This is a genomic window from Streptomyces sp. Pv4-95, assembly GCF_045782725.1.
In the GTDB taxonomy this organism is placed as follows: domain Bacteria; phylum Actinomycetota; class Actinomycetes; order Streptomycetales; family Streptomycetaceae; genus Streptomyces.
Window position 1 is genome coordinate 7,977,984 of record NZ_CP127172.1, and the last position, 22,813, is coordinate 8,000,796.

The following is a 22,813-nucleotide window of genomic DNA, read 5'->3' on the forward strand; positions in this document are numbered from 1 at the left end:
CCCATGTCCGGCATACCCCTGGGGATTCTCGACCTGGTCCCGATCTCGTCCGGCTCCACCGCCGCCGAGGCGCTGCACCGCTCCATCGACCTCGCCCGGCAGGCCGAGCGGTTCGGCTACACCCGCTACTGGTTCGCCGAACACCACCTCAACCCGGGGGTGGCCGGCACCTCTCCCGCCGTGGTGCTGGCGCTCACCGCCTCCGCCACCTCGACGATCCGGCTCGGCTCCGGGGCGGTGCAGCTCGGCCACCGCACCGCGCTGTCCACGGTCGAGGAGTTCGGCCTGATCGACGCCCTGCACCCCGGGCGGCTCGACCTGGGGCTGGGCCGCTCCGGCGGCCGCCCGCCCGGGCAGCCGACCGCCCCGCTGCCCACCGCGACCCCGGTCGTCGACGGGCGCGCACCGAACGGTCTGCGGATCCCGCCCCGCTTCTCCTTCGCGCACCTGCTGGGCTCGCCCCGGGTCGCGCTGCACCGCACACTGCTCCAGCAGCCGCAGGCCGAGTCGCAGGACTACGGCGAGCAGATCGACGACATCCTCGCGCTGCTGGCCGGTACCTACCGGTCCGCGGACGGCATCGAGGCACATGTGGTGCCGGGCGAGGGCGCCGACGTCCAGGTGTGGATCCTGGGCAGCAGCGGCGGGCAGAGCGCCGAGGTCGCCGGCCGCAACGGTCTGCGCTTCGCCGCGAACTACCACGTCAGCCCGGCGACGGTGCTGGAGGCTGCGGAGAGCTACCGCGCCTCGTTCCAGCCGTCGGAGGTGCTCGACAAGCCGTATGTCAGCGTCTCGGCCGATGTCGTCGTCGCCGAGGACGACGCGACCGCCCGCGAACTGGCCACCGGCTTCGGCCTGTGGGTCCGCAGCATCCGCACCGCCGAGGGAGCCATCGAGTTCCCCACGCCGGAACAGGCCCGCGCCCACTCCTGGACCGAAGCGGACCGGGCACTGGTCGCCGACCGCGTGGACACCCAGTTCGTGGGCACCCCGCACCACGTCGCCGACCGGCTCGAACAGCTCCAGGAGGCCACCGGTGCGGACGAGTTGCTGATCACCACCATCACCCACGACCACGCCGACCGGGTGCGCTCCTACCAACTCCTGGCCGAGGAGTGGCAGCGTCGCTGAGACGGGGGCCGGAGGGGGCTCAGCCAGCTGTCGGTACAGCACTCTCCCCGCCCACCGTGCCGAGCACAGGGGCGGGGAGAGGAGCAGCGCCGGCCGGGCCGACGGTGCGGTCACAGGCCGAGCATCTCCAGAGGCGCGGTGTGCGTGATCTCCGCAATCCGCTCGGGAGTCAGACGTGCCCGGACGAAGGACTCCTGGCTCCACTCCAGCCATGGCTCGATGTCCATCTGGGACGGCTGGCCCAGGTCCGAGCTGTAGACGACCCTGGGGAGGAGCGACAGGACGTCGGCGAAGTCGGTCTCGTCCTGGTAGCCGAGGAGACGGGTGAGCGCGGTCTGCTCGGTCCATACCTGTTCCGCGGCGGCCACCTCCACGAGGTCCTTGCAGGTCAGCCCGGTCATCGGGTTGGCGGGCTGATTCAGCATCAGACGGGGCAGGCCCAGCCGTACGGCCTCGTCGACCAGGAGCCGCACCTCATGGGCGTCGGCGTGGCCGGTGGAGATGACGACCGGCAGGTCCCGCGCGGCGCGCAGGATGTCACGGACCTCCGGGCGCAGCCTACGGCTGCCGTCGGCGACGGTGAGCGGGCGCTGGCCGTCGCCGAGGAGCGGATGGGAGGGCGTGCGGGTCAGCCGGCTGCGGTGGGTGCGGCCGGTGACCGTGGGCAGGTGGACGATCAGGCGCAGCCCGCTGTCCTCGCCGTGCTGGATGACGGCCTGTTCCACGGCGCGGGGGTCGAATCCTCCCGCCAGATCGTTCAGGACGATCGAGCCGGAGACGGGCAGGCCCTGTTGGCGGGCCTCCCACGCCTGGGCCGCGGTCGAGCCGAGGTGGTTCTTGAGGACGACCCAGCCCCTGTGCTCGGCGTAGAGCGCACCGGCGGTGGTGGCGGTGTGGCGGCGCAGATACGCGTCCGGACCGACGTGGTAGTGGACGTCGATGAAGCCGGCGTCCCGCGGTGACAGGGGGAGGGGCCGGCCATCGGCCGGCTGCACAGTGGCTTCGGTCGGTTCAGCGGTCGCCATGTTCGCCTCCGTCCTCCCACGGGCGGGCGTAGCCGAAGCGGGCACGTGCCTCGTCCAGCCGTGCGCCGCCGAGCGCGGCTTCGCGGATACGGGCTTCGGTGCGCTCCACGGCCTCGGCGCGGCTGATGACCTCCTCGACGAGGTCGGCGGGGATCCGCAGGGCGCCGTTGTCGTCGGCGACGATCCAGTCGCCCGGGCGTACCGGCGTACCCGCGATGTCGACCTCGGCGCCGGTGCGGTCGAGCACCACCCGGTTCTTGCCGCTGACCATCGTCACATCGGTGCTGAACAGCGGATACCCGGCGGTGCGGCTCTCCTTCACATCGCGCACCGAGCCGTGGACGACCGTGCCGGAGACGCCGCGGTGCAGCGCGACGGAACTGAGGAGCGAGCCCCAGTTCGTGCAGGTGTGGCTGCCGCCGTTGTCCACGACGACGACCGAGCCCGCGGGCACGTCGTCGATGTAGTTGGCGGCGTTGTGGAAGGTGGTGTCGTCGTCGATGGCGCGGTAGCGGACGGTGAAGGCCGGTCCGCAGGCGATGCTGCCGGGGGTGCGTGTCGCGATGCCGGGCAGTACGCACGGCGGTGTGCGCAGGCTGTCCATGGCATCCGAGAGAGCGGCGGTGTCCAGGCGGGACAGGCGCTCACGCAGCGCTTCGGCCTCCGCAGGAGCGGCGGTGGTCATGCGGATTCCTCCGTGTGCGGGTGACTGCGGCCGCCGAGGTGCCGGGCGAGGGACCAGGCCGCGAACTCGGCGAAGTAGGTGGTGACTTCGGCCCCACGGTTGGGGACGGTCAGGTGGTCGGTGTGCTCACCGGTCTCGTCCCGGATGAGGCAGGTGAGGGCGACCGTTCCGGTGTAGGCGCTACGGTCCCCGCTCTCCCAGTCGGCCGACAGGACGACGCTCAAGGAGCGCGAGCCGTCGCTGCTGTGGCGTTCGCGGGCCAGTTCCGCGGCGAAGACGCCCCCGGTGAGCCGGTCGTCCAGGTCCAGGGCGAGGTCGCGCTCGTCGAGGAGCAGCGCCAGCTCCTGGACCGCGGTGCGGTCCCGGTCGGTGACGATGTGGTCGGCGAGCGCCGAGTCCAGACGCTTGGACAGGTCGTCGGCCGCCTCGGGTGGGCAGCCGAGCCGGATGTCGACGTACGGGTAGTGCCAGCGGTAGGCGGGCTTGACCGCGACACCGCTGTCCCGCACCAGGTCATCGACCAGGGCCGCGGCATCCGCTTCGATGATGCCGAGCGTCCGACGGAAGACGGTGGCCACCGCGGGCGGCGCGGGGACGTGCGGCAGCCCGTCGCGCAGCACGGACTCCAGCATCGGAAGGCATTCGCGCGGCGGACCGGGGAGCATGATCACGGAGCTCCCCTGGGCCTTGGTGTGGCAGCCCCACGCGGTGCCGTTGGGGTTCGGCAGCAGATCGGCGCCCTCGGCGAACAGCGCCTGCCTGCGGTTGTCGTCGTGGATGGCCACGCCGAAGCGGGTCAGCCGTTCCACGACCCCCTGCCATGCCTCCTCCCGGTGCTCCAGCGGGCGTCCCAGCGCGCGGGCGACGGCACTGCGGGTGACATCGTCGGAGGTGGGGCCGAGCCCGCCCAGCACCACGATCACGTCATCGCGGCCGAGGGAGGGGCGGATGGCGTCGGCGATGGCGGCCTCGTCGTCGCCGATGGTGTGGCGGACGCGGACCGGGATGCCACGCTCGCCGAGCATGCGGGAGGCGTTGCCGGCGTTGGAGTCCTCCAGGTCGCCGCGGAGCAGCTCGTCGCCGATGGTGATGACGGCGGCGGTCGGGGTGTGCGGGACCTCGCCGCAGGCATCGATGACCGCCTGCGCCGCTTCGGAGGTGGTGGCATCGCCGCCGAGGTCGTAGGTGACCCGGTCGCGCCGGCGGGTGACATGACGTACGGCGTCCTGGATGCTGCCCGCCTCGTCCTTGAAGCCGAGGTGCTCCAGCATCAGGCCGATGGTGAGGAACGCCGCGGCCGGGTTGGCGCGCCCGCGTCCGGCCATCGCCGGGGCGCTGCCGTGCACCGGCTCGAAGTAGTTGCCGGACTCACCGATGTTGGCGCTGGGCGCAAGGCCCAGTCCGCCCATCACACCGCCGCCGAGGTCGGAGAGGATGTCGCCGAACATGTTCTCGGCGACGATCACGCCGAAGCGCTCCGGGCGGCGAGCCATCCACAGGGCGACCGCGTCCACATTGAGGACCTCGAACGAGATCTCCGGGTAGTCGGCGGCGATCGCCTCAAGGCGTTCCAGGACGTACGCGCTGCTGCGCCGCAGGACGTTGGGCTTGTCGGCGAGGGTGACCCGCTCGTAGCCCTGACCGCGGGCGGTCTCGAAGGCGAAGCGCAGGATGCGGTCCAGACCGTGCGAGGTCTGCAGTCGAATACTGGCGGTGGCACCGGGGCGCCCGCTGCGGCGGACGTTGGGGTGTTCGGCGACCAGCGGCCACATCTCGTCCGGGACGTGGTTCCAGTCCAGGCCCGCGTACAGGCCCTCGGTGTTCTCACGGACCACACAGAAGCGGTACGGGGTCCCGCCGCCGAGGTAGTTCTCGACCGGTCGCAGATTCGCGAACAGGTCTAGGCGCTGGCGGAGTTGGATGATGGGAGAGATGTACTGCGGTGCGGACTCGCGCAGTTCGGGAGCCAGTTCCGCGAGTGCCTCGCGGCGCGGCTTGCTGGTGGTGGCGCCGAGCAGCACGGCGTCACTGCGGCCGATCAGGTCCCAGGTGCGGTCGGGCACGGGGGTGCCCTCGGTGCGCCAGCAGTCCCAGCCGATGTCGCCGAATTCCAGGTCGAGGGGCAGGCCGAGGGCCTCGATCACCGGCAGCGCGGCGTCCAGGACCTCCGGTCCGATGCCGTCGCCGGGCAGGACCGCGACGGTCTTGCGGTTCATGACTGTTCAGCTCCCAGGAAGCGGGTGATGGTGTCTCGGGTGAGGTCCGGCCGGTCGGCGTGCGGACGCATTCCGGCTTGCGGAATACCGGCCAGGTGGTGCTGCGGGCGGGGGCCGGTGGCCAGGTGCTTGCGCTGCACGAGCAGGGACTGTTCGCCGTACACGTGCAGCAGGGCGCCGGGGAAGCGCCGTACGGGCTCCCGGACGTCGGCGTCGTGCAGCAGTCGCAGGCCGGCGGAAAGCCGCCGTTCGGCCAACTGCTGCGTCTCATAGTGGAGTTGACTGCGATCCGATCCGGAGTGCGGTGCCGCGGGGCCGGGTTGCAGGCCGGGGCCGCGGACGACTTCGTCGAGGAGGCCCAGTGCCGCGGGAAGGCCCTGGGCGGCGACGGCGGCGGCAATCCGCTCCAGTTTCGCGTTCAGCTCGCCGTCGGCGAGGGTGGGGCCGGAGAGCAGCAGCACCCTGGCCCGGTGGGTCCACTCGCGGGAGAGCAGTGCCTGGACAACGGCGCCGCCCAGGGCGTTGCCTACCAACACATCGGGGGCCGTGGCCGACAACGGGTGGCAACCGCCGTCCTTCCTGTCGCTTCCGGATGGGCCACCGCCGTCCGGTGCGAGGTACCGCGCCCAACGGTCCACGAGCGCCGCCAGGTCGTCGCCCTCTCTCAATAAGGACAGGGTGTCGTAGATCGTGATCCGATGCCTGGTGGCGATCAGCGGCTCGGCGACCTGCCGGAAGAACGCGCCGTGGTCCCAACGGGGCATCACGGGCGCGAGGACGACAGCGTGGCGTGGTGCACCGGAGTCGCCCATGGTGGTGCGGGTGGGTACCGGCGCGGCAGCGCGCGCCGACTCCGGGTGCGGGGGACGCGAGGTCACCGGGCGCCTGCCGCGGTCAGCTCGCGGGCCGCCGAGAAGGCGTCGCCGATCCGGTCCACGGGGAGCTTGGCACGCTCCTCGACGGACAGGTCGAAGTGCCCCAGAACGAGGTCCGGCAGCGGCAGTGAGGGCGCGGCCTCCGCGATCTCGGACTCCATGCGGTGGGCGAGGCTGAGGATCCGGCCGAGGTCGTAGGCATCGGTGTCGGCGCCCCGGCCGAGGTAGGCGAGCCACTGCTCGGTCACCAGGTTGCCCGGTCCCTTGCCCATGCCCAGGACGGAGGAGTCGATCCAGGTGGCGCCCGCGTCCACGGCCGCGATCGCGTTGGCCAGCGCAAGACCCAGGTTGTTGTGCGCGTGCAGACCGATGGCCGCGTCGGTCACCGAGCGGACCAGGGTGACCAGTTGGGACACCTCGCCCGGCAGCATGCTGCCGTTGGAGTCGGCCAGATAGACCACATCGGCGCCGGCGTCGCCCGACATGGCGGCGAGGTCGACCAGCCGGCGCCGGTCCAGCTGGCTGACGCGGGTGATGTTGACGGTGGTGGTGAAGCCCAGGCCGGCGGCCCGGGAGAGCATGGCGAGGCCGGGTTCCGGCGTGCCGGAGGGCAGGCAGAACCGTACGAGACGGACGCCGGCCTCGTACATCCGCGGAAGGTCGTCCTCGGTGATGTTCTTCGGGTGCAGGATCATGCAGAGGCGGTCGGGGGAGACGACCTCGGCGAGCGCCCGTATGTAGTCGTCCGCCCCCACGCCGGTGCGGCCGATGCCGGGCTTGGGCTTGAACGAGCCGTTGCGGTAGCCGATCTCGATCCACTCCATGCCGGCCGCGACGCTCTCACGGGCGTGGTGCAGGGCGTACTCGAGTGGGAAGTCGAAATTGTTCCGGTATCCCCCGTCGCGCAGCGTCACATCAAGATTAACGATCATTACCCCTCCATGTATGGCGCATGCAGTTGGCGGGGTGGTAGTCGACGTACTGGATCCGTCGGGACACGACGGATTGCATGAGAATTGACACGCAGACTTTCGGCGGGATTCTCCCCAAAACGAATCCCGCAGCACCCCGTTGGCGAACTTCGCGGCGCGGCCGTCCAGAATTTTCAGCCGGAAAACACGTCGGCGAGGCAGAAACCGGAAGTTCGTTGACGCAAAACGTACCGCATGGATTCCAGTAAAGCGCAATGGCAGGGTAAAGAATCATCCATGCCGGAGCTTTCGGTGCTCTCCCGCAACCTTTCGGCGAACCTGCGTACTTGTCGCGGTAAGCAACTCCAGCCGGGCCGGGTCGGCGTTTTCTCGCAGGGCGAGAAACATGCGAATGGTGATGGGCTCCCCGTTGAGCGGGAGCAGCGTGATCCGGCGGGAGGACACCGTTTCGGCCACCGTCGGATACACCAGGGTCCAGCCGGTCGAACCCGCACCGATCTCGGCGAGGGTGTCCTGGAGTCCGGTGGAGGGCGGGCCGAAGGCCGGCTCGAAACCCGCGGCGCGGCAGGCGGTGACGACGGTGTCGAAGAGCACCGGGTTCTCTCCGCGGGAGGCCATGCGCAGAGGCAGTTCGGCAAGGTCGGCGAGGTCCAGACGGTCACGGTCGGCCAGCGGGTGCGAGGCGGGCAGCGCGACCACCAACGGGTCGTACCAAAGGGTGAGAAGACGCAGGCCGGGTGCGCTTTCGATGCCCCGGACGAAGGCCGCGTCCAGCCGACCGGCGCGTACTTCCTCCAGGCGCGTGTGGGCGTCGAGGGTCTGGAACTCGAAGCGGGTGCCCGCCCCGCGGTCGGGCAGCGCGTCCAGGAAGTCGTCCAGGCGCTGGCCCAGGGCGGAGCTGATACCGACGCGGAACGTGGCCGCGCTCTGCGCGACCAGTCGCCGGGCCTTGGTGGCGAAGGAGTCCAGTGCCTTCAGCAGTTCGCGGCCCTCGGGAAGGAGGGCCTGGCCGACCGCGGTGAGTGCGACGGTGCGGCCGGAGCGGTCGAAGAGCTGGGTGCGCAGTTCCCGCTCCAGCCGGCGCACCTGCTGGCTGACCGCGGGCTGGCCTATGTGCAGCCGCTCGGCGGCCCTGCCGAAATGCAGCTCATCGGCCACGGCTACGAAGTACTGAATCTGGCGCAGTTCCACAGGATCCCCCTACCACTCAGGGCGATCCCTATGATTGAAAGTGAAACGTTCCCTCGCTGCGGGATCGCCGCGAGGGAATCTTCGCACACCGAGGAGCGGAACCCGCCATCGGGCGGGCCCGCTCTCACGGTTATGTGGTTTCCGGCACCGCAGTCGGTGCTATTACTCGGCGGTAGCCCCCAGCAAATCGCCGGCCCTGTCGTTGTCGCGACGGAATTCTTCCGCTCGATTTTCTGCACGGGACGCCTGCCGTGCGGCAAGTGAAAGGAACAAGGCGAAGGCGCAAATTCCCGTTACCGCGGCGGCCAGCACGAACCAGCCCAGGGCGAACAGGTCGCCCGACGGCAGCCGGCTGGAGAGGAAGATTCCCAGCGAGGCCGCCAGCAGCTGGAGCGCGCCCATCAGGCCCGACGCCGAGCCGGCCGTCGAACGGAAGGTGGTCACCCCGGCACTCATCGACAGCGGCAGCAGGAATCCGTTGCCGAAGGTCATCACCGGCATGAAGACCAGCACCAGCAGACCCCAGGGCGCGCCCGCACCGCTCAGCCCCAGGCCGAGCATCATCAGCGCACCGGCGAGGAAGAAGCCGTGGCCCATCCACAGAAGCTGATTGACGGGCCGCTTGCGCACCAGGGCGCGGGAGGTGAGGTTGCCCGCCACATACGCGATCGAGACGGTGATGTAGCAGTAGCTGGTGGTCTCGGTGGCCAGCCCCATCTTCTCGAAGACCAGCGGGGAAGCAGCCAAGTAGCCGAAGTAACCGCCGTACGCCACACCGAGGTTGATGGTGTATGCCCAGAACAGCGGGCGGGCCAGCAGCTTCGGGTACCCCTTGAGCGTCGCGCCCAGATGCTTGCTGCGCCGCTCCGGCGGCAGGCTCTCGGGGATCGAGGTGACCATCACGACCAGCGTCGCGAGGCCGATCAGCGCCGTCACCACGAACGGCGCACGCCAGGAGACGTACGTGGTCAGATAGCCGCCCACCAGCGGGGCGACGGACGGGGAGACGCCGACGATCGGCATGACCGTGGCGAACATCCGGGCCGCGTCCTTCTCCTCGTACAGGTCGCTGATCACGGCCCGGCCGAGCACCATGCCGGAACCGGCGCCCAGCGCCTGGAGAAGCCGGCCGGCGCCGAACACCTCGACCGTCGGCGCCATGGCGCACACCAGAGAGGCCACGACGAACAGGCCGAGGCCGGAGACGATGACGCCCTTGCGGCCGTACGCGTCCGAGATCGGCCCGTACACCGCCTGCGAGACCGCGATGCCGATCATGAACGCGCTGAACGTCCACTGCACGGACGCGACCGGGGTGTCGAAGGCATGCGCGGTGGCCGGCACGCCCGGCAGATTGATGTCCGAGGCGAACAGGCCACCGGCGTTCAGCGAGCACAGAACGGCGAGCAACAGCGCGTAGGGCGTGCGTCTTGTTGCGGTCTTCATGACGACTGGCAACTTCCTTGGTCAAGAGCAGGGGTCGGGGAACGATTCACCCGGTGGGACCGGTGGCCGGGCGAACGCCGGCGCCCGCAGACCGAAGTGGCCCCGGTGCAGCGGCTGTCAGAGGCCGTTTCCGGGCCGGGAACGGGGGAGGCCGGCCCGGAAACGGCGGGGGAGGCCGGGCCGCATCGGAGGGCCCGCCGGGTCTCAGCGCTTGGCGGCGCGGGCGGCGAGCGTGTCGCCGCCGATCGACCAGCTGTCGGTGGCGATCTCCTGCACGGTCACCCACACACTCTCCGGCTTGCTGCCGGTGGCCTTCACATACGCGTCGGTCAGCTCACGGACCAGCTCGGCCTTCTGCTCGGCGGTCTTGCCGGGGGTCTGCTGCACGTGGATGAGAGGCATGCTGTTCTCCGAGGGATCGAGGTCGAACGCTGACGTACGGTCCCGGGCCTGCAGGCCGGGGAACCGCCGTGGGTCCAGTCCAACACCAGGCCGAGGGCCGTCCAAGACGCAATCCGATCTGGCACGATCACGAATCGTGATGCGTCGGCGCGGTGGGCACGTCCGGCCCGCCCGGAGTCGTCGCAGGGATGCGCCGGCAGGGCAGAGGCCGGGTAGGTCCGGCAAGTTGTCGGCCGCAAGTGCGTTTCTGAGCCGCGGAGTTGGCGGCCACCGGGTGCAATCCGGGCATGGGGCCGGTGGATTCACCGGTCACGCCACTGCGCCTTCCGATACGGCTTCCGGGCGTGTAGCCGCGCGCTTACAATGTGCCGTCGACAGGGCAGTGCGGGAACTCGGGGGCGGGGCTGAGGACTTGGCGACACGGGTTGCGGCCGGCACGGTCATCGCCGGCCGGTACGAGCTGGTCGAGGGCTTGGGCATCGGTGGTATGGGCGAGGTCTGGCGGGCCCGCGACCTGGGCCTGAACGTCGACGTGGCCGTCAAGTCCATCCGGATGAACCCCCAGGACACCACCGAGCCGCACCGGTCCGTCCTCGCGTACGCCCGCAAGGAGGCGCAACACGCCGCCGCCCTGCGCGACCATCCGAACATCGTGGCCGTCCACGACGTCGTCGAGCACGAGGGGCTCCCGTGGACGGTGATGCGTCTCGTGCGGGGGCAGTCCGTTGCCGAACTGCTGGCGGAAGAACCCGACGGACTCTCCGTTGAGCTGATCGACCGCATCGCCCGGAGCGTCCTCGCCGCGCTCGCGGCCGCGCACGGCGTCGGGATCACCCACCGGGACATCAAGCCGCCGAACGTCATGGTCACGGACGGCGGTGACGTGCTGGTCACCGATTTCGGAATCGCCAGACACCACGCCGACACCAAGATCACCATGACCGGGGCGGTCGTCGGCACGGCCGCGTACATCGCCCCTGAGCGGCTGAAAGGCGTGGAGAGTCCGGCCGGGGACCTGTGGTCTCTGGGCGTGACGCTGTATCAAGCGGTCACCGGCATTTCCCCGTTCGACCGGGGCTCGGTGCTGTCCACGATCCATGCGGTCGGCCACGATCAGCCCGATGAGCCCGTCGGTGCCGGTCATCTGACAGCGGTCATCATGGCGCTGCTCGACAAGGACCCGAAGACCCGTCCCGGCATCGACGCCGTCCTGCACATGCTGGACGGGACGCCGCGCGGCGACACGAAGGTGCTGCCGCCGGAGAACACCGGCCCGAGACGCATGTGGATACGTCCGGTGCTGTCCGTACTGAGCGTCGGCGCGGCCGGGCTGCTGGCCTTCGTGGTCGCCTCCCAATTCCGTGAGCAGGACCGTCCTGCCGACAGGTCCTCGGACTCGTCGGTGAGCGCGACAGGCGCCGACAGCCCGTCACCTACGCCCACGCCAGCCGGCACACTCACGTCGAAGTCCACGCCCACCGAAGGCCGCAGTCCGGGGCCGGACGCGGGCGCATGCAACGCCGCGGTACAGACCGCCGGAAACGCCCTGCAGCTCTCCAGCATCGCGCTGGGCGATCCCAACCGCAGTAGGGCCGACAAGGCCCACGACGGCAGCGCGGCGCTGCGCGACGGCGCCGATCAGGTCACGGATCTCGCCAACCACGCCACCGAGGCGGCGGTCAGGTCGAAGCTCCACGCCATAGCGGGGGACTTGAAGACCCAAGCCGACGGGCTCGATGCCCAGCTCCCGCGCGTCGTGGAAGGCCGCCTCGTCAACACCAAGGCCACCGACCTTGCCATAAAGCACTTGAAAGAGGATGTGGGCGACCTGAAGTACCTCTGCTGGAAGTGAGGCCCCGCCCACGGACTGCGATGTGGCTCAACTCATGGCCACCGCAAACAGACCGACAGACCGACAGACAAGGGTAGAGATGATCCAAGGAAAGAAGCTCGGCCTGATCGTCACCGGTGTGGCCGTCGTGGCGGCGATCGGTGTGGGGGCCGCCGTGGGGCTCAGTGGCGGTGACGACAGCGGGGAGCAGGAGGAGGCCAAGCCGAAGGCGAAGCAGTCGGCCGATATTCCGGGGTTCTGCACGGGCGACGCAAAGAACTGGAACGCGAGCACGGGCATGTGCGTCATCACTCACGTGGCCGGATGCCAGAACCAAAATCAGATGATGGATATCAACAACAAGCTGGCCAAGGAGAATCCGATCGGGTCCTCCGGGTACCACAGCGATACTCCGGTGATTCCGCTGCTGCAGCAGTTGACGACCCTGACCGACCGAGCGCTGGATCAGCCCCACGTCCCGGCGCCGATCAAAACGGCCCTGCAGAAGCAGGCCGAGGACCTCAAGAAGGAAATTGATCTCTACAAGCAGGAGGGTGACTGGGCGAAGGTGGACCTGGATCGCGGCCTGAAGAACAGCCCGAGCATGGCCTGCATCGACTTTGTCGCCGATCTGGCGGACCGCAAGTCCGCCGGCTGACGCCTGCGCAGTCCGGTCCACATCGTCATGGCGCGTGGCTAGGATTCGGAGCCGGCTTTCTCCATCGAGTCGTCCCAGGCAATCCTGTAGTACCTCAGCCGGTCGTCTTCCGCGACCAGTCGCATGCCGACTGCCGTCATGACGTGCTGGGAGGCGATGTTGTCGCGGCCGGTGTCACCTTGCACGCTGCTGACGCCCTGGGTGCGCGCGAACGTCAGCAGAGCCCGCAGGGCCTCGGAGGCGTAACCCTTGCCGTGCGCGGACGAGATGAGGCCGTAGCCGATGGTGACGCTACCGTTCTCATCCGGCCTCCCGTGGAAGTCGACCCCGCCGATGGCGCGCCCGTCCTCGCGGCGACGGATCACGTACGTGCCGAACGGCTGGGGATCGCCGGTGCTCGTGCAGGTACGCAGGAAGCGCTTGGCGGCGGACGCGTCTCCCTCCGCGGGATAGCCCGGCGCCCATCGTGCGGCGTCCTCAGGGTTGCCCGTCAACACTCGCTCCGCTTCCTCGGCGTTGAGGGGATGTAGCAGAAGCCGCGCGGTCACCAAGTCGCCCATGACAGGGGAGTATCACGTGTGCGTGGCGGACCGCACCGGCCAGGGTCCTTCATCGGGTGCGCAGTCGGTCGCCCGGCGGCGGGACAGCGGGGGGTTTGTAGCCGTCGTGGTCCTTGGGGTCGTTCGCGTGGCCGTCACCCAGCAACTGGTCGGGGAGCAGCAGGACGCGGGCTGTCCTGGACAGGATGTTCGGGTCGGAGCTGGGTCCGAGCCACGTGTCGACGTCTTCCGTCCGAGGGGCGCCCACCTGCTCGTGCACGGCGATGGTGCCGCACAGCAGCACGATGTCCGCCGAGTCCACCGCGCATACCGCGAGCTCCACTCGCGTCACCGGCAGGTACGGTGCCTTCTTGGTCGTGCGATAGGAGAAGTGCACCGCGTCCCCTCGATCCGGGACCTGCGGGTGAGGCCGCACCTCCCACGTCGTGATCTTGGCGGTGAGAGGGTAGGTCGCGTCGCCGCGCACCACTGTGACGGCTTTCGCTGCGGGGCCGGGCTCCCTCTCCTCGTCGCCTCCCGGAGCGAAACAGCCAGTCAGAGCGGCTGCCACGAAAGTGGATACGGCCGCCCACGCTGCCGTCTGAAAACGCCTTCCCTGCCGCTCCACGCGTCCCGCCCTTCCACCGGCCCACCGGCCCACCGGCCCACCGGCCCACCGGCCCACCGGCCCACCGGCCCACCGGCCCCGCCCTGAAGATCGGGACGCGGGCACTCGTGCGATGGTTCCGGGCGGGGATGAGGCGATGCACCGGATGACCTTGCCATTCTGAGCGTCGATGTCGGCGGCCGGCAGCCCCGCGCCAAGGGCCGCCCACGGGAAAGGTCTCAGCGGGTGCGGGCGCGGAGAGCCCGGTGGTATTCCTCGACCGCTTCCTCAAGGTCTCCCATGCGGTCCAACAGGCCGGGGGGCGTGCGTTCTTTCACGAGGGTCCGCAGTACGTAGTCGGGGGAGAAGCCCGCCGAGAAGCCGCTCGGGGCGTTGGCGGTGATCATGGCCTCGTTGGTGAACGGCATCGAGTCGTCGTCGGAGTGCCGGTACGTCCAGCGGCACGGCCGGAGCCTGAGCGCGGTCTCTCCGATGTACCTGACCGCGCCCTCGAAGAACGCGTCCCCGGCCGTCGACTCCAGTGCGGCGGGGCCGTCGAAGCGGTCGAGCACAAGCCGTTCCAGCGCCGACAGCGAAGCCGGCGAGTAGTCGAAAGGGAAGTCGGCGGGCAGCGGGCCCGTCCGCCATCGGTCCAGTGCGGTGCCCATGGGGGCGAGCCATTGGTCAAGACCCCGGCGGGACTCCTCGCTCGCATGGAGGCGGTCGTCCTCCATGTACCAGGCGAACGTCTCGGGTTCCGCCGTAGGAAGTCCGTCGCGCACCCAGTTGCCGACGGACACCGGCATCGGCAGGCCGAACTCTGCCAGCCCCTCGGCCTGTTCGGGCGTCAGCAGGAGCCACCAGGCGTCATAGGACTCCTCGTCCAGCTGGTGGAAGGCCCGTGGATCGTCGTTGCCGGGTACGAGGTCGCCGATGGCGTCGAAGGCGAGATTCCAGTCCATGTAGCGGGTGCTGTCCGAGAGATGATCCGCGTGGTGCCAGATCGACCGGCCATTGCGCCGGAAGTGCAGGTACTCGCCCTCTCCTCCGACCGTCACCAGCTGGACGTCATCGACCACCACCGAGCCGCCCGAACAGGCCGCCGCCTCGTGCAGCAGCTCCGCGTACCCCTCCTCCAGCTCGCCACTGACCTTCTCGGGCGTCTGGAAGCCGAGACCGCATTCGCCGATGAGGAAGGTCAGCTCCTCGGTGTCCTCGAATTCCTCGTCGAGGTCCATTCCGATATCGGCCGCCTCCGCCAGGCCGGCTGTGGCCTGTTCCTCCGTCGCAATGCCCAGCCGGACCAGGGTGTCCGCAAATCCATGAAGGGTGTGTCGTATTGCGTTGCTCATGACAATACCCTGGCATCTTCCGGACGAGGCGAAGGCCGCAGCGGCGGGCACCTCTACAGAACCTGCCAACTGTCCGGCTGTCTGCCGTCGATATCGGTGAAGCCGTATTCCCCGGCCAGCTGGGCGGAGCTGACCGACTGCTGGTTCCATCGGTGCCGTTCGGGGTCGGCGGCCAAGGCCGCCGCTGCCCGGCCGACATAGCGCGGTGATTCCGACTGGGCGAACCCTGCCGGTGCCGTCGGCGAGCCGTCCTCCCTGTGCGCGTTCAATGCCTCGCGCCAGTTCTCCTCGCGGACACCGAAGTTGTCCAGCATCATCTCCGAACGGAGCCAACCGGGCGTGAGCGCGACCGCGGTGGCTCCGAACGGCCGCAACTCGTGCCCCTGCGAGAACGCCAGCCGGTTCACCGCGGTCTTCGCCAGGTCGTAGAACACCGAGATCCGGTACGTCGACGCATTGAATTCCCTTGTACCGTCCGTCACTTCGACGAGCAGGCCGCCCGGCTCCTCGATCAGCAGGGGGAGGAGATGGTGGGAGGTGATCAGGTGGGTGTCGATACCGAGTCGGAGAATGCGCAGGCCGTCATCGAGACGGTGCTGCCAGATGGGAGTGTTCCAGTCCGCCGGCCCGCCCTTGAGACGTTCCGCGCCCCAGATGTCATTGATGAGGACGTCGATACGGCCGTGCTCGGCGCGAATGCGCTCGGCCAGGCGGCCCACCTGATCGGAGTCGAGATGATCGACCTGGACCGCGATGCCGGTGCCGCCCAGCCGGGTGACCAGCTCCGCCGTCTCCTCGATCGTCTCCGGACGGTCGTAGTCGGACCCTCCCGGGCCCCGCACGCTGCTGCGCCCTGTGCAGAACACGGTCGCGCCCGCTTCGCCCAGCGCGGCGGCGAAGCCACGTCCCGCGCCCCGTGTCGCTCCCGCGACGACAGCGACCTTCCCACGCAAAGCCTCAGGGTCCGGCAACCACACCATCCCTCGACTATCGCAGAGCTCCCGCGAACCTGTAGGCGGCACTCCGCGCGTTCCTGAGTTCAGACGCTGTCCCGGGTGACCGCGAGGAGCGCCATGTCGTCGGTGAGGCGACCGCCGGCGTGGCGTCTCACCTCGGCCAGCAGCGTGTCGAGCAGCGCATCCGGGCCGGCGAAGTCACGCGCGGCCATTCCGGCACGGGGGTCGTAGAAAACGCCTGCGCGGTTCCGCGCCTCGGTCAGGCCATCGGTGTACAGGAGGAGGGTCGCCCCCGGGGGGAAGGGCAGCGTGTCGGTCCGCACCTGAGAGGTGCCCAGATCCGCCATGCCCAGAGGGAGCGACGGCTCGGAAGGTTCCGCGCTGCGTACCTGGCCGGCGTGGAGCAGCAGCGGCGCCGGGTGGCCGCGGTTGACCAGCCGCAGCTCATCGCCGCGGTGCGGGATCTCCACGAGCACGCCGGTGACGAACCCTTCGGTCCGCTCGGGGCCCGCCCGCCGCTCCCTGTCCCGTCGCAGTGCACGCTCCAACCTGGCCGCGATCCCGACGAGCGTGGATTCCTCCTCGGCGGCCTCCCGGAACACCCCCATGGCCACGTCCACCACCTTGACCGCTTCCATGCCCTTGCCCCGGACATCGCCGACCAGGCAGCGAACGCCGTACGGGGTGTCCTGTGCGCTGTACAGGTCACCCCCGATCTGCGCGTCCTTCACCGCCGCCCGGTAGCGCACGGCGAGCCGCAGGGGCCCGATCGAGGCGGGCAGCTCCGGCAGAATGGCGCGCTGCACCGCGAGGGAGATTCTGCGGGCCGCCTCCAGACGCACCTTGCTGTAGTACATGAGGCGGTTGACGACGACGGCGAAGGCGGAGACGGTCGCGACCGCCGCCAGCTCGCTGCGCCCACCGGAATCCCCGATGAATCCGAAGTGGGTGAGCAGCGCGAAGTCGATGACACAGGCACTGACGCCCGCCAGGATCGTCGCGCGCAGCGACAGCAGGGCGGCGGCTGTCATCGGCGCAGCGGTATAGAAGGCCTCTCCGCTGAAATGCGGAGAGGTGTAGTAGTCGACGAGGGCGCCCACGGCGAGCACGACGACGGGCAGCAGCTGGAGGTGGCGGAGAAACCAGCGTCTGATGGTGGTGCGCCCGGTGCTCGGTGCCGTCACTACCCGCTCCCGCTCTGTCGCCGTGCAACATGCTCAAGCATCCTCGGGCCGGATTGCCACTGCAGTCGTGGAGCGGCCGTATGGGTACGTGCCGCATGGGCTGCATGTGCGGCGCCGGACGTTCCCCGGCGGGCGGCGTGGACTCGGTGGGTGCCAGGGGTGCGGGAATGCCCGTCACCGAGGGCGCGTGGTTCCCGGTGCCCGTGCCGCCGGCCTCTTCGGATGCGGCGTCCCGGCCCCCGGCCACGGCTCCCCGCTACGGCACGGCTACCTGCCGGAGGTGAAGGGCGCGGTCATCGGCGTGCGGGGACCGCTGCCGACGTTCACGCTGCTCGGCCTGCTCGGCCTGCTCGGCCTGCTCAGCCTGCTCGTCCGGTCCGTCCTGCTCGGCCCCGAGCCGCAGCGGTACGCCGGGCTTCCCGCACCCACTCGGACAGCGTGGCGAGTGCCGTGCACCCCTCGCAGCGACCGCACACGCAGGTGTGGGCCGCATGCATTGCGGCCACCGCCCCGTCGATGTCGTCCAGCATCGTCACGAGGCTCCCCAATGTGGCCGTCAGTGCCCTGATCCGGGCGTTCTGACCGCCGACCTGACGGCGGATGGCCAGCAGACGCTCGAAGTCCTCTCCGGAGACGGCGACCAGCTCCTGTCCGTCGACCACCATCGGCTGCGCCCGAGGCGCGTCAGCCATCGGCCCGTGTCCGTTCGACGGCGGCAGCGGAGGCGAAGACCGCGGCGAGCTCTTCCGCGGTGCGGGGGCCAGGCGTCGCGTCGTCCAACAGCCCGTGTGCGCGCAGCAGTTGGGCAGTCGCGATGCCCCACGGCAGCCGGAGACCGGCTGCCTGCAGCAGATCCGTGCGGGCCAGCATCGAGGGCGCGGGGCCGGCACGCACACCCGCCGGGGTGAGGAGCGCGGCGTCGTCTGCCCAGCGCAATGCCAGGTCCACGTCGTGGGTGGCCATCACCACGGTGGTGCCGCTGCTGCGAAGGGCGTCAAGGGCGGCGAGCAGCCGCTCCTGGCCGTCCGGGTCGAGTCCGGCCGTCGGCTCGTCGAGGATCAGCACCCGGGGCCGCATCGCGACCGCGCCCGCGATCGCGGTCCGTTTGCGCTGTCCGTAGGAGAGGAGGTGGGTGGGCCGGTCGGCCAGGGCGGTGATGTCCAGGGCGGCGAGCGCCTCGTCCACCCGGGCCCGCACCTCGCTGTCGGGCAGGCCGAGGTTCAGTGGTCCGAACGACACGTCCTGGGCCACCGACGCGGCGAACAACTGGTCGTCCGGGTCCTGCACCACCAGCTGGACGGTCGTACGCAACCGGGTCAGCCCCTTGCGGTCGTAGGTGACCGGGAGGCCCTCGACCGTCAACCGGCCGTCGCGCGGCCGCAGCCCGCCGCTGAGCAGCCGCATCAGGGTGGTCTTGCCGCTGCCGTTGCGGCCGAGCAGAGCGAGTGCACGGCCTTCGCACACATCGAAGTCGAGTCCCTTGAGCACGGTCGGGCCGTCCTCGTACGCGAAGGACGCGCCCCGCAGGGCTACCAGCGCGGTCTCGCTCATGACAGCGGCCTTTCCAGGACGAAGGTGAGGACGGCGAGCGCCACGAGCAGCACGACGCTGCCGGCCACGAACCGGGCGGAGACGCGGGCCTCGGGCACCAGGACGCGCAGGGTGCCGTCGTAGCCGCGCCCGGCGAGCCCGGTCTGCAGCCGTGCCGCCCGGTCGAAGGCGCGTACGAACGCGGTGGCGCCGAGGCCGGCGAGCGAACGCCAGGTGGCGGCCCGGGTGGTGTGCCCGAGCCGGGCCGCCTGGGCGTCGCGGATCCGGCGCACGGAATCGAGCAGCAGGAAGCTCATCCGGTACGTCACCAAGGCCACGTCCACCACCGGGGCGGGCACTCCCGCCTTGACCAGGCGGGGCAACAGATCGGACATCGGGGTGGTGAACGCGAACAGCAGGACGCCGAGCGACGCGGCCGAGGTGCGCAGCAGCAGCTGACCGGCGCGGACCGGCCCGCCGTCGGCCAGGGTCACGAAGCCCTCGGGCCCGCCGACCTGGATGAGCAGGGTGGCGGCACCGGTGACGCAGAAGCCCAGGGGCACCCGGTACGCGCGCCACAGACGACGGCCGGGTACGCCCGCCGGGCCCAGCAGCACGGTGAGTGCGGTGAGGAGGACCAGGGCGGCGCCGGGCCAGGGCGGCAGCGAGATCGCCAGCACGGTGAGCCCGAGCCCGAGCACGGCCTTGTCCACGGGGTGGCGGCGGCGCCAGCGACTGCTGTGCGCCGCCGCGTCGATCGGCAGCACGCGGTGGTCAGTCCCCTTGGGCTGCGGAGACTCCGGCGCCGCTCTCGGCGCCGTCGGCGTCCTGCTGGGCCTGCGCCCGCAGCTCGCCCTGGCGGCGGCCGCGCCGCAGACCGAAATAGTAGGCGAGGACGCCCGCGCCGATCGCGGCCTGGAGGGCGAACAGCGCCGACTCGATCTCGCCGGACGGCGGCTCGTACAGCGGAGAGAACCAGGGCTTGTAGTCGGGGTCGATCTCGGTGATCGCCGTCTCGGCCTGCGCGTCGGCGCCCGTGAAGGGCTCCTTCTTGTGGTCACCGAGTCCGAGGACCAGCGGCAGGACCGCCAGCGCGGCCACGAGCACCACCAGCAGGGTGTTGATCTTCGCGTTCCTGCTCATCGGGCCACCGCCTCGGTCTCGGTCTTCTCGGCCTTCGCCCGCTTGCCGGCGAGGAACACCCCGAGCCGGGTCAGGTCGCCCTTGCTGGACTGCACCAGGAGCCGCATGACGAGCACCGTCAGGAGCCCCTCGCTCACCGCGAGCGGGATCTGGGTGACCGCGAAGATGGTGCCGAACTTGCCGAGTGCGCCCAGGAATCCGCTGCCCGGGTCCGGGAAGGCGAGCGCCAGCTGCACGCTGGTGACGCAGTAGGTGGACAGGTCGGCGACGAAGGCTCCGAAGAACACCGCAACCATCAGCGGTACGTCGAAGCGGCGCAGCAGCCTGTAGACCGCGTATCCGGCCCAGGGTCCGACGATCGCCATCGAGAAGACGTTGGCGCCGAGCGTGGTCAGGCCGCCGTGGGCGAGCAGAAGTGCCTGGAACAGCAGGGTGATGGTGCCCAGCACCGCCATGATCGGCGGGCGGAACAGGATGGCGCCCAGCCCCGTCCCGGTGGGATGGGAGCAGCTCCCCGTCACCGAGGGCAGCTTCAGGGCGGACAGAACGAACGTGAAGGCACCGGACGCGCCGAGGAGCAGCGTGCTCTCGGGATGCGCCTTGACCTCACGGGTGAGTGACCGGACTCCGTGGACGACGAACGGCGCCGACGCGACGCCCCAGGCGACCGCGTGCGCCGGAGGCAGAAATCCCTCGGCTATGTGCATGGCTCAGCAGACCCTCTCCAGCACCTCGTGGATGGTTGAAGTGCCTTGGCCGGTCTCCTGGCTGACGGGTACCACCGCCCGGACTCCGCCTTCCCGGATCACAAGGACCCAGTGGCTGCCCGCGAGGGCTGGAGTCGGACTTCCCGATTCACAGTGGCGAGGGCCGCACCGGCATCACACCGGATTTCCCGTTCACCAAGGCGTGGTGACAGTAGTGCCAGGTCGGGTGCGGTGACAAGTAGAGCTGCCCAGGGCTCACCCCGTGCGCTCGCCACGCGCGGCGACTGCGTCTGCGGACACCGGCTGCCCTGAGAAGCAGCCCGGACGGCTTCGGTGGGGATTGCGCCTGTCCGACGGCCATCGCCGATCTGATGTCCCGTAGGACCACGGGTCCCGGGCGCTCCGTCCGCGCTCCCAGGGGAGGCAAGACCGTACTGCGGCTGACCGGGACAGGGCAAGGCGTCCGGCGAAGTGGGGAAGTCCGCTGCGGCGAGCCGTCACGCCGCTCGGTATCGCCGCCCCAGTCGCCCGCGCTCTCGGGTTCGTCGAACGCCCTCTGTGCGTGCGATGCGCGCGATCCGTACGGCCTCCTCGCCCATCAGCTCGGCAGCGTACGGACCAGCGCATCGCGCAGGCGGGTGCGCTCGGTGGCCATGAAGCGGTGCAGGTTACGTGAAGCGAAGGCGATCCGCTGAGCGCTGCGCCGGCGCTCCGCGTCGTAGCTGCGCAGGGCCGACCGCAGGCCGGCCTCGCCATGCGCGGCGACGGCCCGGGCGAGGGCCTCCGCGTCGAGGATCGCGGTGCACGCGCCCTGGCCCAGGTTGGGTGTCATGGCGTGCGCGGCGTCTCCGACCAGGGCGACCTTTCCGCGGTCGACGAAGGAGGGAAGGGCGGGGAACAGATGCCGCATCTCGTAGCGGATCCAGGTGGCCGGGTCGGTCTCGGCGAGTATCCGGGGGATGGGGTCGTGCCAGCCCTCGAAGAGTCGGCGCAGCTCCTGGGCGGTGGTGGCCTCGGGCACGGTGGCGTACCAGTTGGTTCGGCCGGGCTCGATGGGTGTCATGCCGAAGAACCGGCCGGTGCCCCAGGTTTCGCCGTGGAGTTCGCTCTCGAAGTCGGCCACGCCGATCCAGGCGACGGACCCGAGACGCCGGGGGCCGCAGCGCCGGCCGCCGGGACATGCGGCACGCACGGCACTGTGGATTCCGTCGGCGCCTACCACCAGGTCGGTGTCGGCCAGCAGAGCATCCACATCCCGGACGTTCTCGCCGAGCTTGAGCGGGACGTCCCCGAAAGCGCCCAACTCGGCCAGGAGTGCGTCGATCAAAGAGGGCCGGGAAATGAGAAGTTCGGGCCGGCCCGCTTTTCGCTCGATGCGCTCCAGCGGCAGACGCGCCATCACCTTCCCATGCGGGGTACGGATCCGGGCGCTCCGGTAGGGCACGGCCCGGGCGCGGAACGGCTCGCCCACCCCGAGGCGGTCGAGTGCGGCCTGCGCGGTGGGATGGATGCCGAAGGCGGTTCCGTAGCGCTCCAGCTCCGTCCGGCGCTCCAGAATCGTGACCGCCCAGCCGGCCCGGCGCAGCCCGAGCGCGGTCGCCAGGCCGCCCACCCCCGCCCCCACGACAACCGCCGTTCCGGTCATGCCGCCCCCTACGTCGCTTCGCATCCGATCGACTACCACATCTGTGGTACCACGGTTGGGGTAGTGTGGGCAAGGAGTCGAGGAGAGGGGCCTCAGGCAGTGAATCCGGACCGACGGGACCGCCTGCGGGATGCGGCCATGGGCGTACTGGCCGCCGCAGGTGGGCGAGGGCTGACGCACCGTGCGGTCGACGCGGCCGCGGACGTACCGCACGGCACGACCAAGAACTACTTCCCGACCCGGGACGCCCTCCTGCGCGCGGTGGCCGAGCGCTGCCTGGAGCAGTACCGCGACACCGCCGCACAGGTGGCCGCCGGTGCGCGGCCCACCGACCGCGAGGGGCTCGTCGCCATGTTCGGGGGCCTTCTCCGTAACGTCGCGGGTCCTGGCCGTCCCCGGCTTCTCGCCTACCTGGAGCTACAGGCCGAAGCGGCCCGCAAGCCCTGGCTTTCGACCGTCCTCGACCCCATCGCGACGTCGGACTTCGCCGGCTTGGAGGCGGCGCAGCGAACCGCCGGCCTGCCCGTCACCCCGCAGCGCGCCGCCGTCGTCACCCTCGCGATACACGGCGCCATCCCGCACCTCCTGGCCGATGGACCGGACACCCTGGCGGCCGCCGGCCTGGACGACCCCGACCGCTACGTCCGTGACCTCCTGGGGGCGGTTTACCCCGAGGACGGCAAGCGGCGACCGGTACACGGAACCTGATGAAGGTGTCTGACATGCGCTCACATCGAGGTGAATGCGTGGATCTCGCG

23 protein-coding genes and 1 riboswitch are annotated in these 22,813 nt (G+C 70.2%); of the genes, 4 read left to right on the forward strand and 19 right to left on the reverse strand.

The genetic code is table 11. From position 1 onward, the window contains the following. Nucleotides 1-3: 3 nt before the first annotated feature. Nucleotides 4-1,131: an MsnO8 family LLM class oxidoreductase gene (locus tag QOM21_RS35035; protein ID WP_407555117.1), complete on the forward strand. Its 1,128-nt coding sequence runs from the start codon at nt 4-6 to the stop codon at nt 1,129-1,131. Between the two features lie 110 nt (nt 1,132-1,241). On the opposite strand, the gene QOM21_RS35040 is transcribed toward QOM21_RS35035, so the two are convergent. The 8 genes from QOM21_RS35040 to QOM21_RS35075 all read right to left on the reverse strand — a co-directional run bounded on the left by QOM21_RS35040 (nt 1,242) and on the right by QOM21_RS35075 (nt 9,903). Next, nucleotides 1,242-2,156: a DUF6282 family protein gene (locus QOM21_RS35040; protein ID WP_407555118.1), complete on the reverse strand. Its 915-nt coding sequence runs from the start codon at nt 2,154-2,156 to the stop codon at nt 1,242-1,244. Further along, a complete protein-coding gene (locus tag QOM21_RS35045; protein ID WP_407555119.1) occupies nt 2,143-2,841 on the reverse strand; it encodes an RraA family protein in 699 nt (232 codons plus the stop codon). The genes QOM21_RS35040 and QOM21_RS35045 overlap by 14 nt, the downstream gene beginning before the upstream one ends. After that, a complete protein-coding gene (locus QOM21_RS35050) occupies nt 2,838-5,057 on the reverse strand; it encodes an isocitrate/isopropylmalate family dehydrogenase (protein WP_407555120.1) in 2,220 nt (739 codons plus the stop codon). Before QOM21_RS35050 ends, QOM21_RS35045 begins: the two co-directional genes overlap by 4 nt. Further along, entirely contained in the window at nt 5,054-5,935 is an 882-nt protein-coding gene (locus QOM21_RS35055; protein ID WP_407555121.1) for an alpha/beta fold hydrolase, read from the reverse strand. The genes QOM21_RS35050 and QOM21_RS35055 overlap by 4 nt, the downstream gene beginning before the upstream one ends. After that, complete coding sequence (locus tag QOM21_RS35060; protein WP_407555122.1) at nt 5,932-6,864, reverse strand: hypothetical protein; 933 nt, start codon at nt 6,862-6,864, stop codon at nt 5,932-5,934. The genes QOM21_RS35055 and QOM21_RS35060 overlap by 4 nt, the downstream gene beginning before the upstream one ends. 270 nt (nt 6,865-7,134) lie before the next feature. Beyond that, complete coding sequence (locus tag QOM21_RS35065) at nt 7,135-8,055, reverse strand: LysR family transcriptional regulator (protein WP_407555123.1); 921 nt, start codon at nt 8,053-8,055, stop codon at nt 7,135-7,137. 162 nt (nt 8,056-8,217) lie between these two features. Further along, a complete protein-coding gene (locus QOM21_RS35070; protein ID WP_407555124.1) occupies nt 8,218-9,501 on the reverse strand; it encodes a multidrug effflux MFS transporter in 1,284 nt (427 codons plus the stop codon). Between the two features lie 204 nt (nt 9,502-9,705). Next, entirely contained in the window at nt 9,706-9,903 is a 198-nt protein-coding gene (locus tag QOM21_RS35075; protein WP_030413313.1) for a 4-oxalocrotonate tautomerase family protein, read from the reverse strand. 412 nt (nt 9,904-10,315) lie between these two features. Here QOM21_RS35075 and QOM21_RS35080 point away from each other — a divergent pair, with 412 nt between their 5' ends. Both QOM21_RS35080 and QOM21_RS35085 read left to right on the forward strand, forming a co-directional pair. After that, nucleotides 10,316-11,755, forward strand: a complete 1,440-nt coding sequence (locus tag QOM21_RS35080) for a protein kinase domain-containing protein (RefSeq protein WP_407555125.1) — start codon at nt 10,316-10,318, stop codon at nt 11,753-11,755. A gap of 79 nt (nt 11,756-11,834) precedes the next feature. Beyond that, nucleotides 11,835-12,392, forward strand: a complete 558-nt coding sequence (locus QOM21_RS35085; RefSeq protein ID WP_407555126.1) for a hypothetical protein — start codon at nt 11,835-11,837, stop codon at nt 12,390-12,392. 38 nt (nt 12,393-12,430) lie between these two features. Here the strand turns inward: QOM21_RS35085 and QOM21_RS35090 are convergent, their stop codons facing one another. The 11 genes from QOM21_RS35090 to QOM21_RS35140 all read right to left on the reverse strand — a co-directional run bounded on the left by QOM21_RS35090 (nt 12,431) and on the right by QOM21_RS35140 (nt 22,055). After that, nucleotides 12,431-12,952, reverse strand: a complete 522-nt coding sequence (locus QOM21_RS35090) for a GNAT family N-acetyltransferase (protein ID WP_407555127.1) — start codon at nt 12,950-12,952, stop codon at nt 12,431-12,433. A 49-nt stretch (nt 12,953-13,001) separates the two neighbouring features. Then, nucleotides 13,002-13,328, reverse strand: coding sequence for a hypothetical protein (locus QOM21_RS35095; RefSeq protein WP_407555128.1), 327 nt, complete (start codon nt 13,326-13,328; stop codon nt 13,002-13,004). A gap of 449 nt (nt 13,329-13,777) precedes the next feature. Next, nucleotides 13,778-14,890, reverse strand: coding sequence for a hypothetical protein (locus QOM21_RS35100; protein WP_407555129.1), 1,113 nt, complete (start codon nt 14,888-14,890; stop codon nt 13,778-13,780). A 53-nt stretch (nt 14,891-14,943) separates the two neighbouring features. Further along, on the reverse strand, nt 14,944-15,870 hold the full coding sequence (locus QOM21_RS35105; RefSeq protein ID WP_407555130.1) for an SDR family oxidoreductase: 927 nt from the start codon (nt 15,868-15,870) through the stop codon (nt 14,944-14,946). Between the two features lie 59 nt (nt 15,871-15,929). Then, nucleotides 15,930-17,030 carry a PP2C family protein-serine/threonine phosphatase gene (locus QOM21_RS35110; RefSeq protein WP_407555131.1) on the reverse strand — a complete coding sequence of 367 codons (1,101 nt, stop codon included), beginning with the start codon at nt 17,028-17,030 and terminating at the stop codon, nt 15,930-15,932. 359 nt (nt 17,031-17,389) lie between these two features. Beyond that, the gene (locus tag QOM21_RS35115; protein ID WP_407555132.1) at nt 17,390-17,722 is read right to left on the reverse strand and encodes a hypothetical protein; all 333 of its coding nucleotides are present in this window, start codon (nt 17,720-17,722) and stop codon (nt 17,390-17,392) included. Continuing rightward, the gene (locus tag QOM21_RS35120; protein ID WP_407555133.1) at nt 17,715-18,581 is read right to left on the reverse strand and encodes an energy-coupling factor ABC transporter ATP-binding protein; all 867 of its coding nucleotides are present in this window, start codon (nt 18,579-18,581) and stop codon (nt 17,715-17,717) included. The genes QOM21_RS35115 and QOM21_RS35120 overlap by 8 nt, the downstream gene beginning before the upstream one ends. After that, on the reverse strand, nt 18,578-19,327 hold the full coding sequence (gene cbiQ / locus QOM21_RS35125) for a cobalt ECF transporter T component CbiQ (RefSeq protein ID WP_407555134.1): 750 nt from the start codon (nt 19,325-19,327) through the stop codon (nt 18,578-18,580). The genes QOM21_RS35120 and cbiQ overlap by 4 nt, the downstream gene beginning before the upstream one ends. A 7-nt stretch (nt 19,328-19,334) precedes the next feature. After that, nucleotides 19,335-19,703, reverse strand: coding sequence for an energy-coupling factor ABC transporter substrate-binding protein (locus QOM21_RS35130; RefSeq protein WP_407555135.1), 369 nt, complete (start codon nt 19,701-19,703; stop codon nt 19,335-19,337). Beyond that, nucleotides 19,700-20,410, reverse strand: coding sequence for an energy-coupling factor ABC transporter permease (locus QOM21_RS35135; RefSeq protein WP_407555136.1), 711 nt, complete (start codon nt 20,408-20,410; stop codon nt 19,700-19,702). Before QOM21_RS35135 ends, QOM21_RS35130 begins: the two co-directional genes overlap by 4 nt. Nucleotides 20,411-20,439: 29 nt before the next feature. Then, nucleotides 20,440-20,647, reverse strand: a riboswitch (cobalamin riboswitch). A 361-nt stretch (nt 20,648-21,008) separates the two neighbouring features. Further along, complete coding sequence (locus QOM21_RS35140) at nt 21,009-22,055, reverse strand: FAD-dependent oxidoreductase (protein ID WP_407555137.1); 1,047 nt, start codon at nt 22,053-22,055, stop codon at nt 21,009-21,011. Nucleotides 22,056-22,154: 99 nt separating this feature from the next. Here QOM21_RS35140 and QOM21_RS35145 point away from each other — a divergent pair, with 99 nt between their 5' ends. Then, nucleotides 22,155-22,763 carry a TetR/AcrR family transcriptional regulator gene (locus tag QOM21_RS35145; protein ID WP_407555138.1) on the forward strand — a complete coding sequence of 203 codons (609 nt, stop codon included), beginning with the start codon at nt 22,155-22,157 and terminating at the stop codon, nt 22,761-22,763. Nucleotides 22,764-22,813 lie beyond the last annotated feature (50 nt).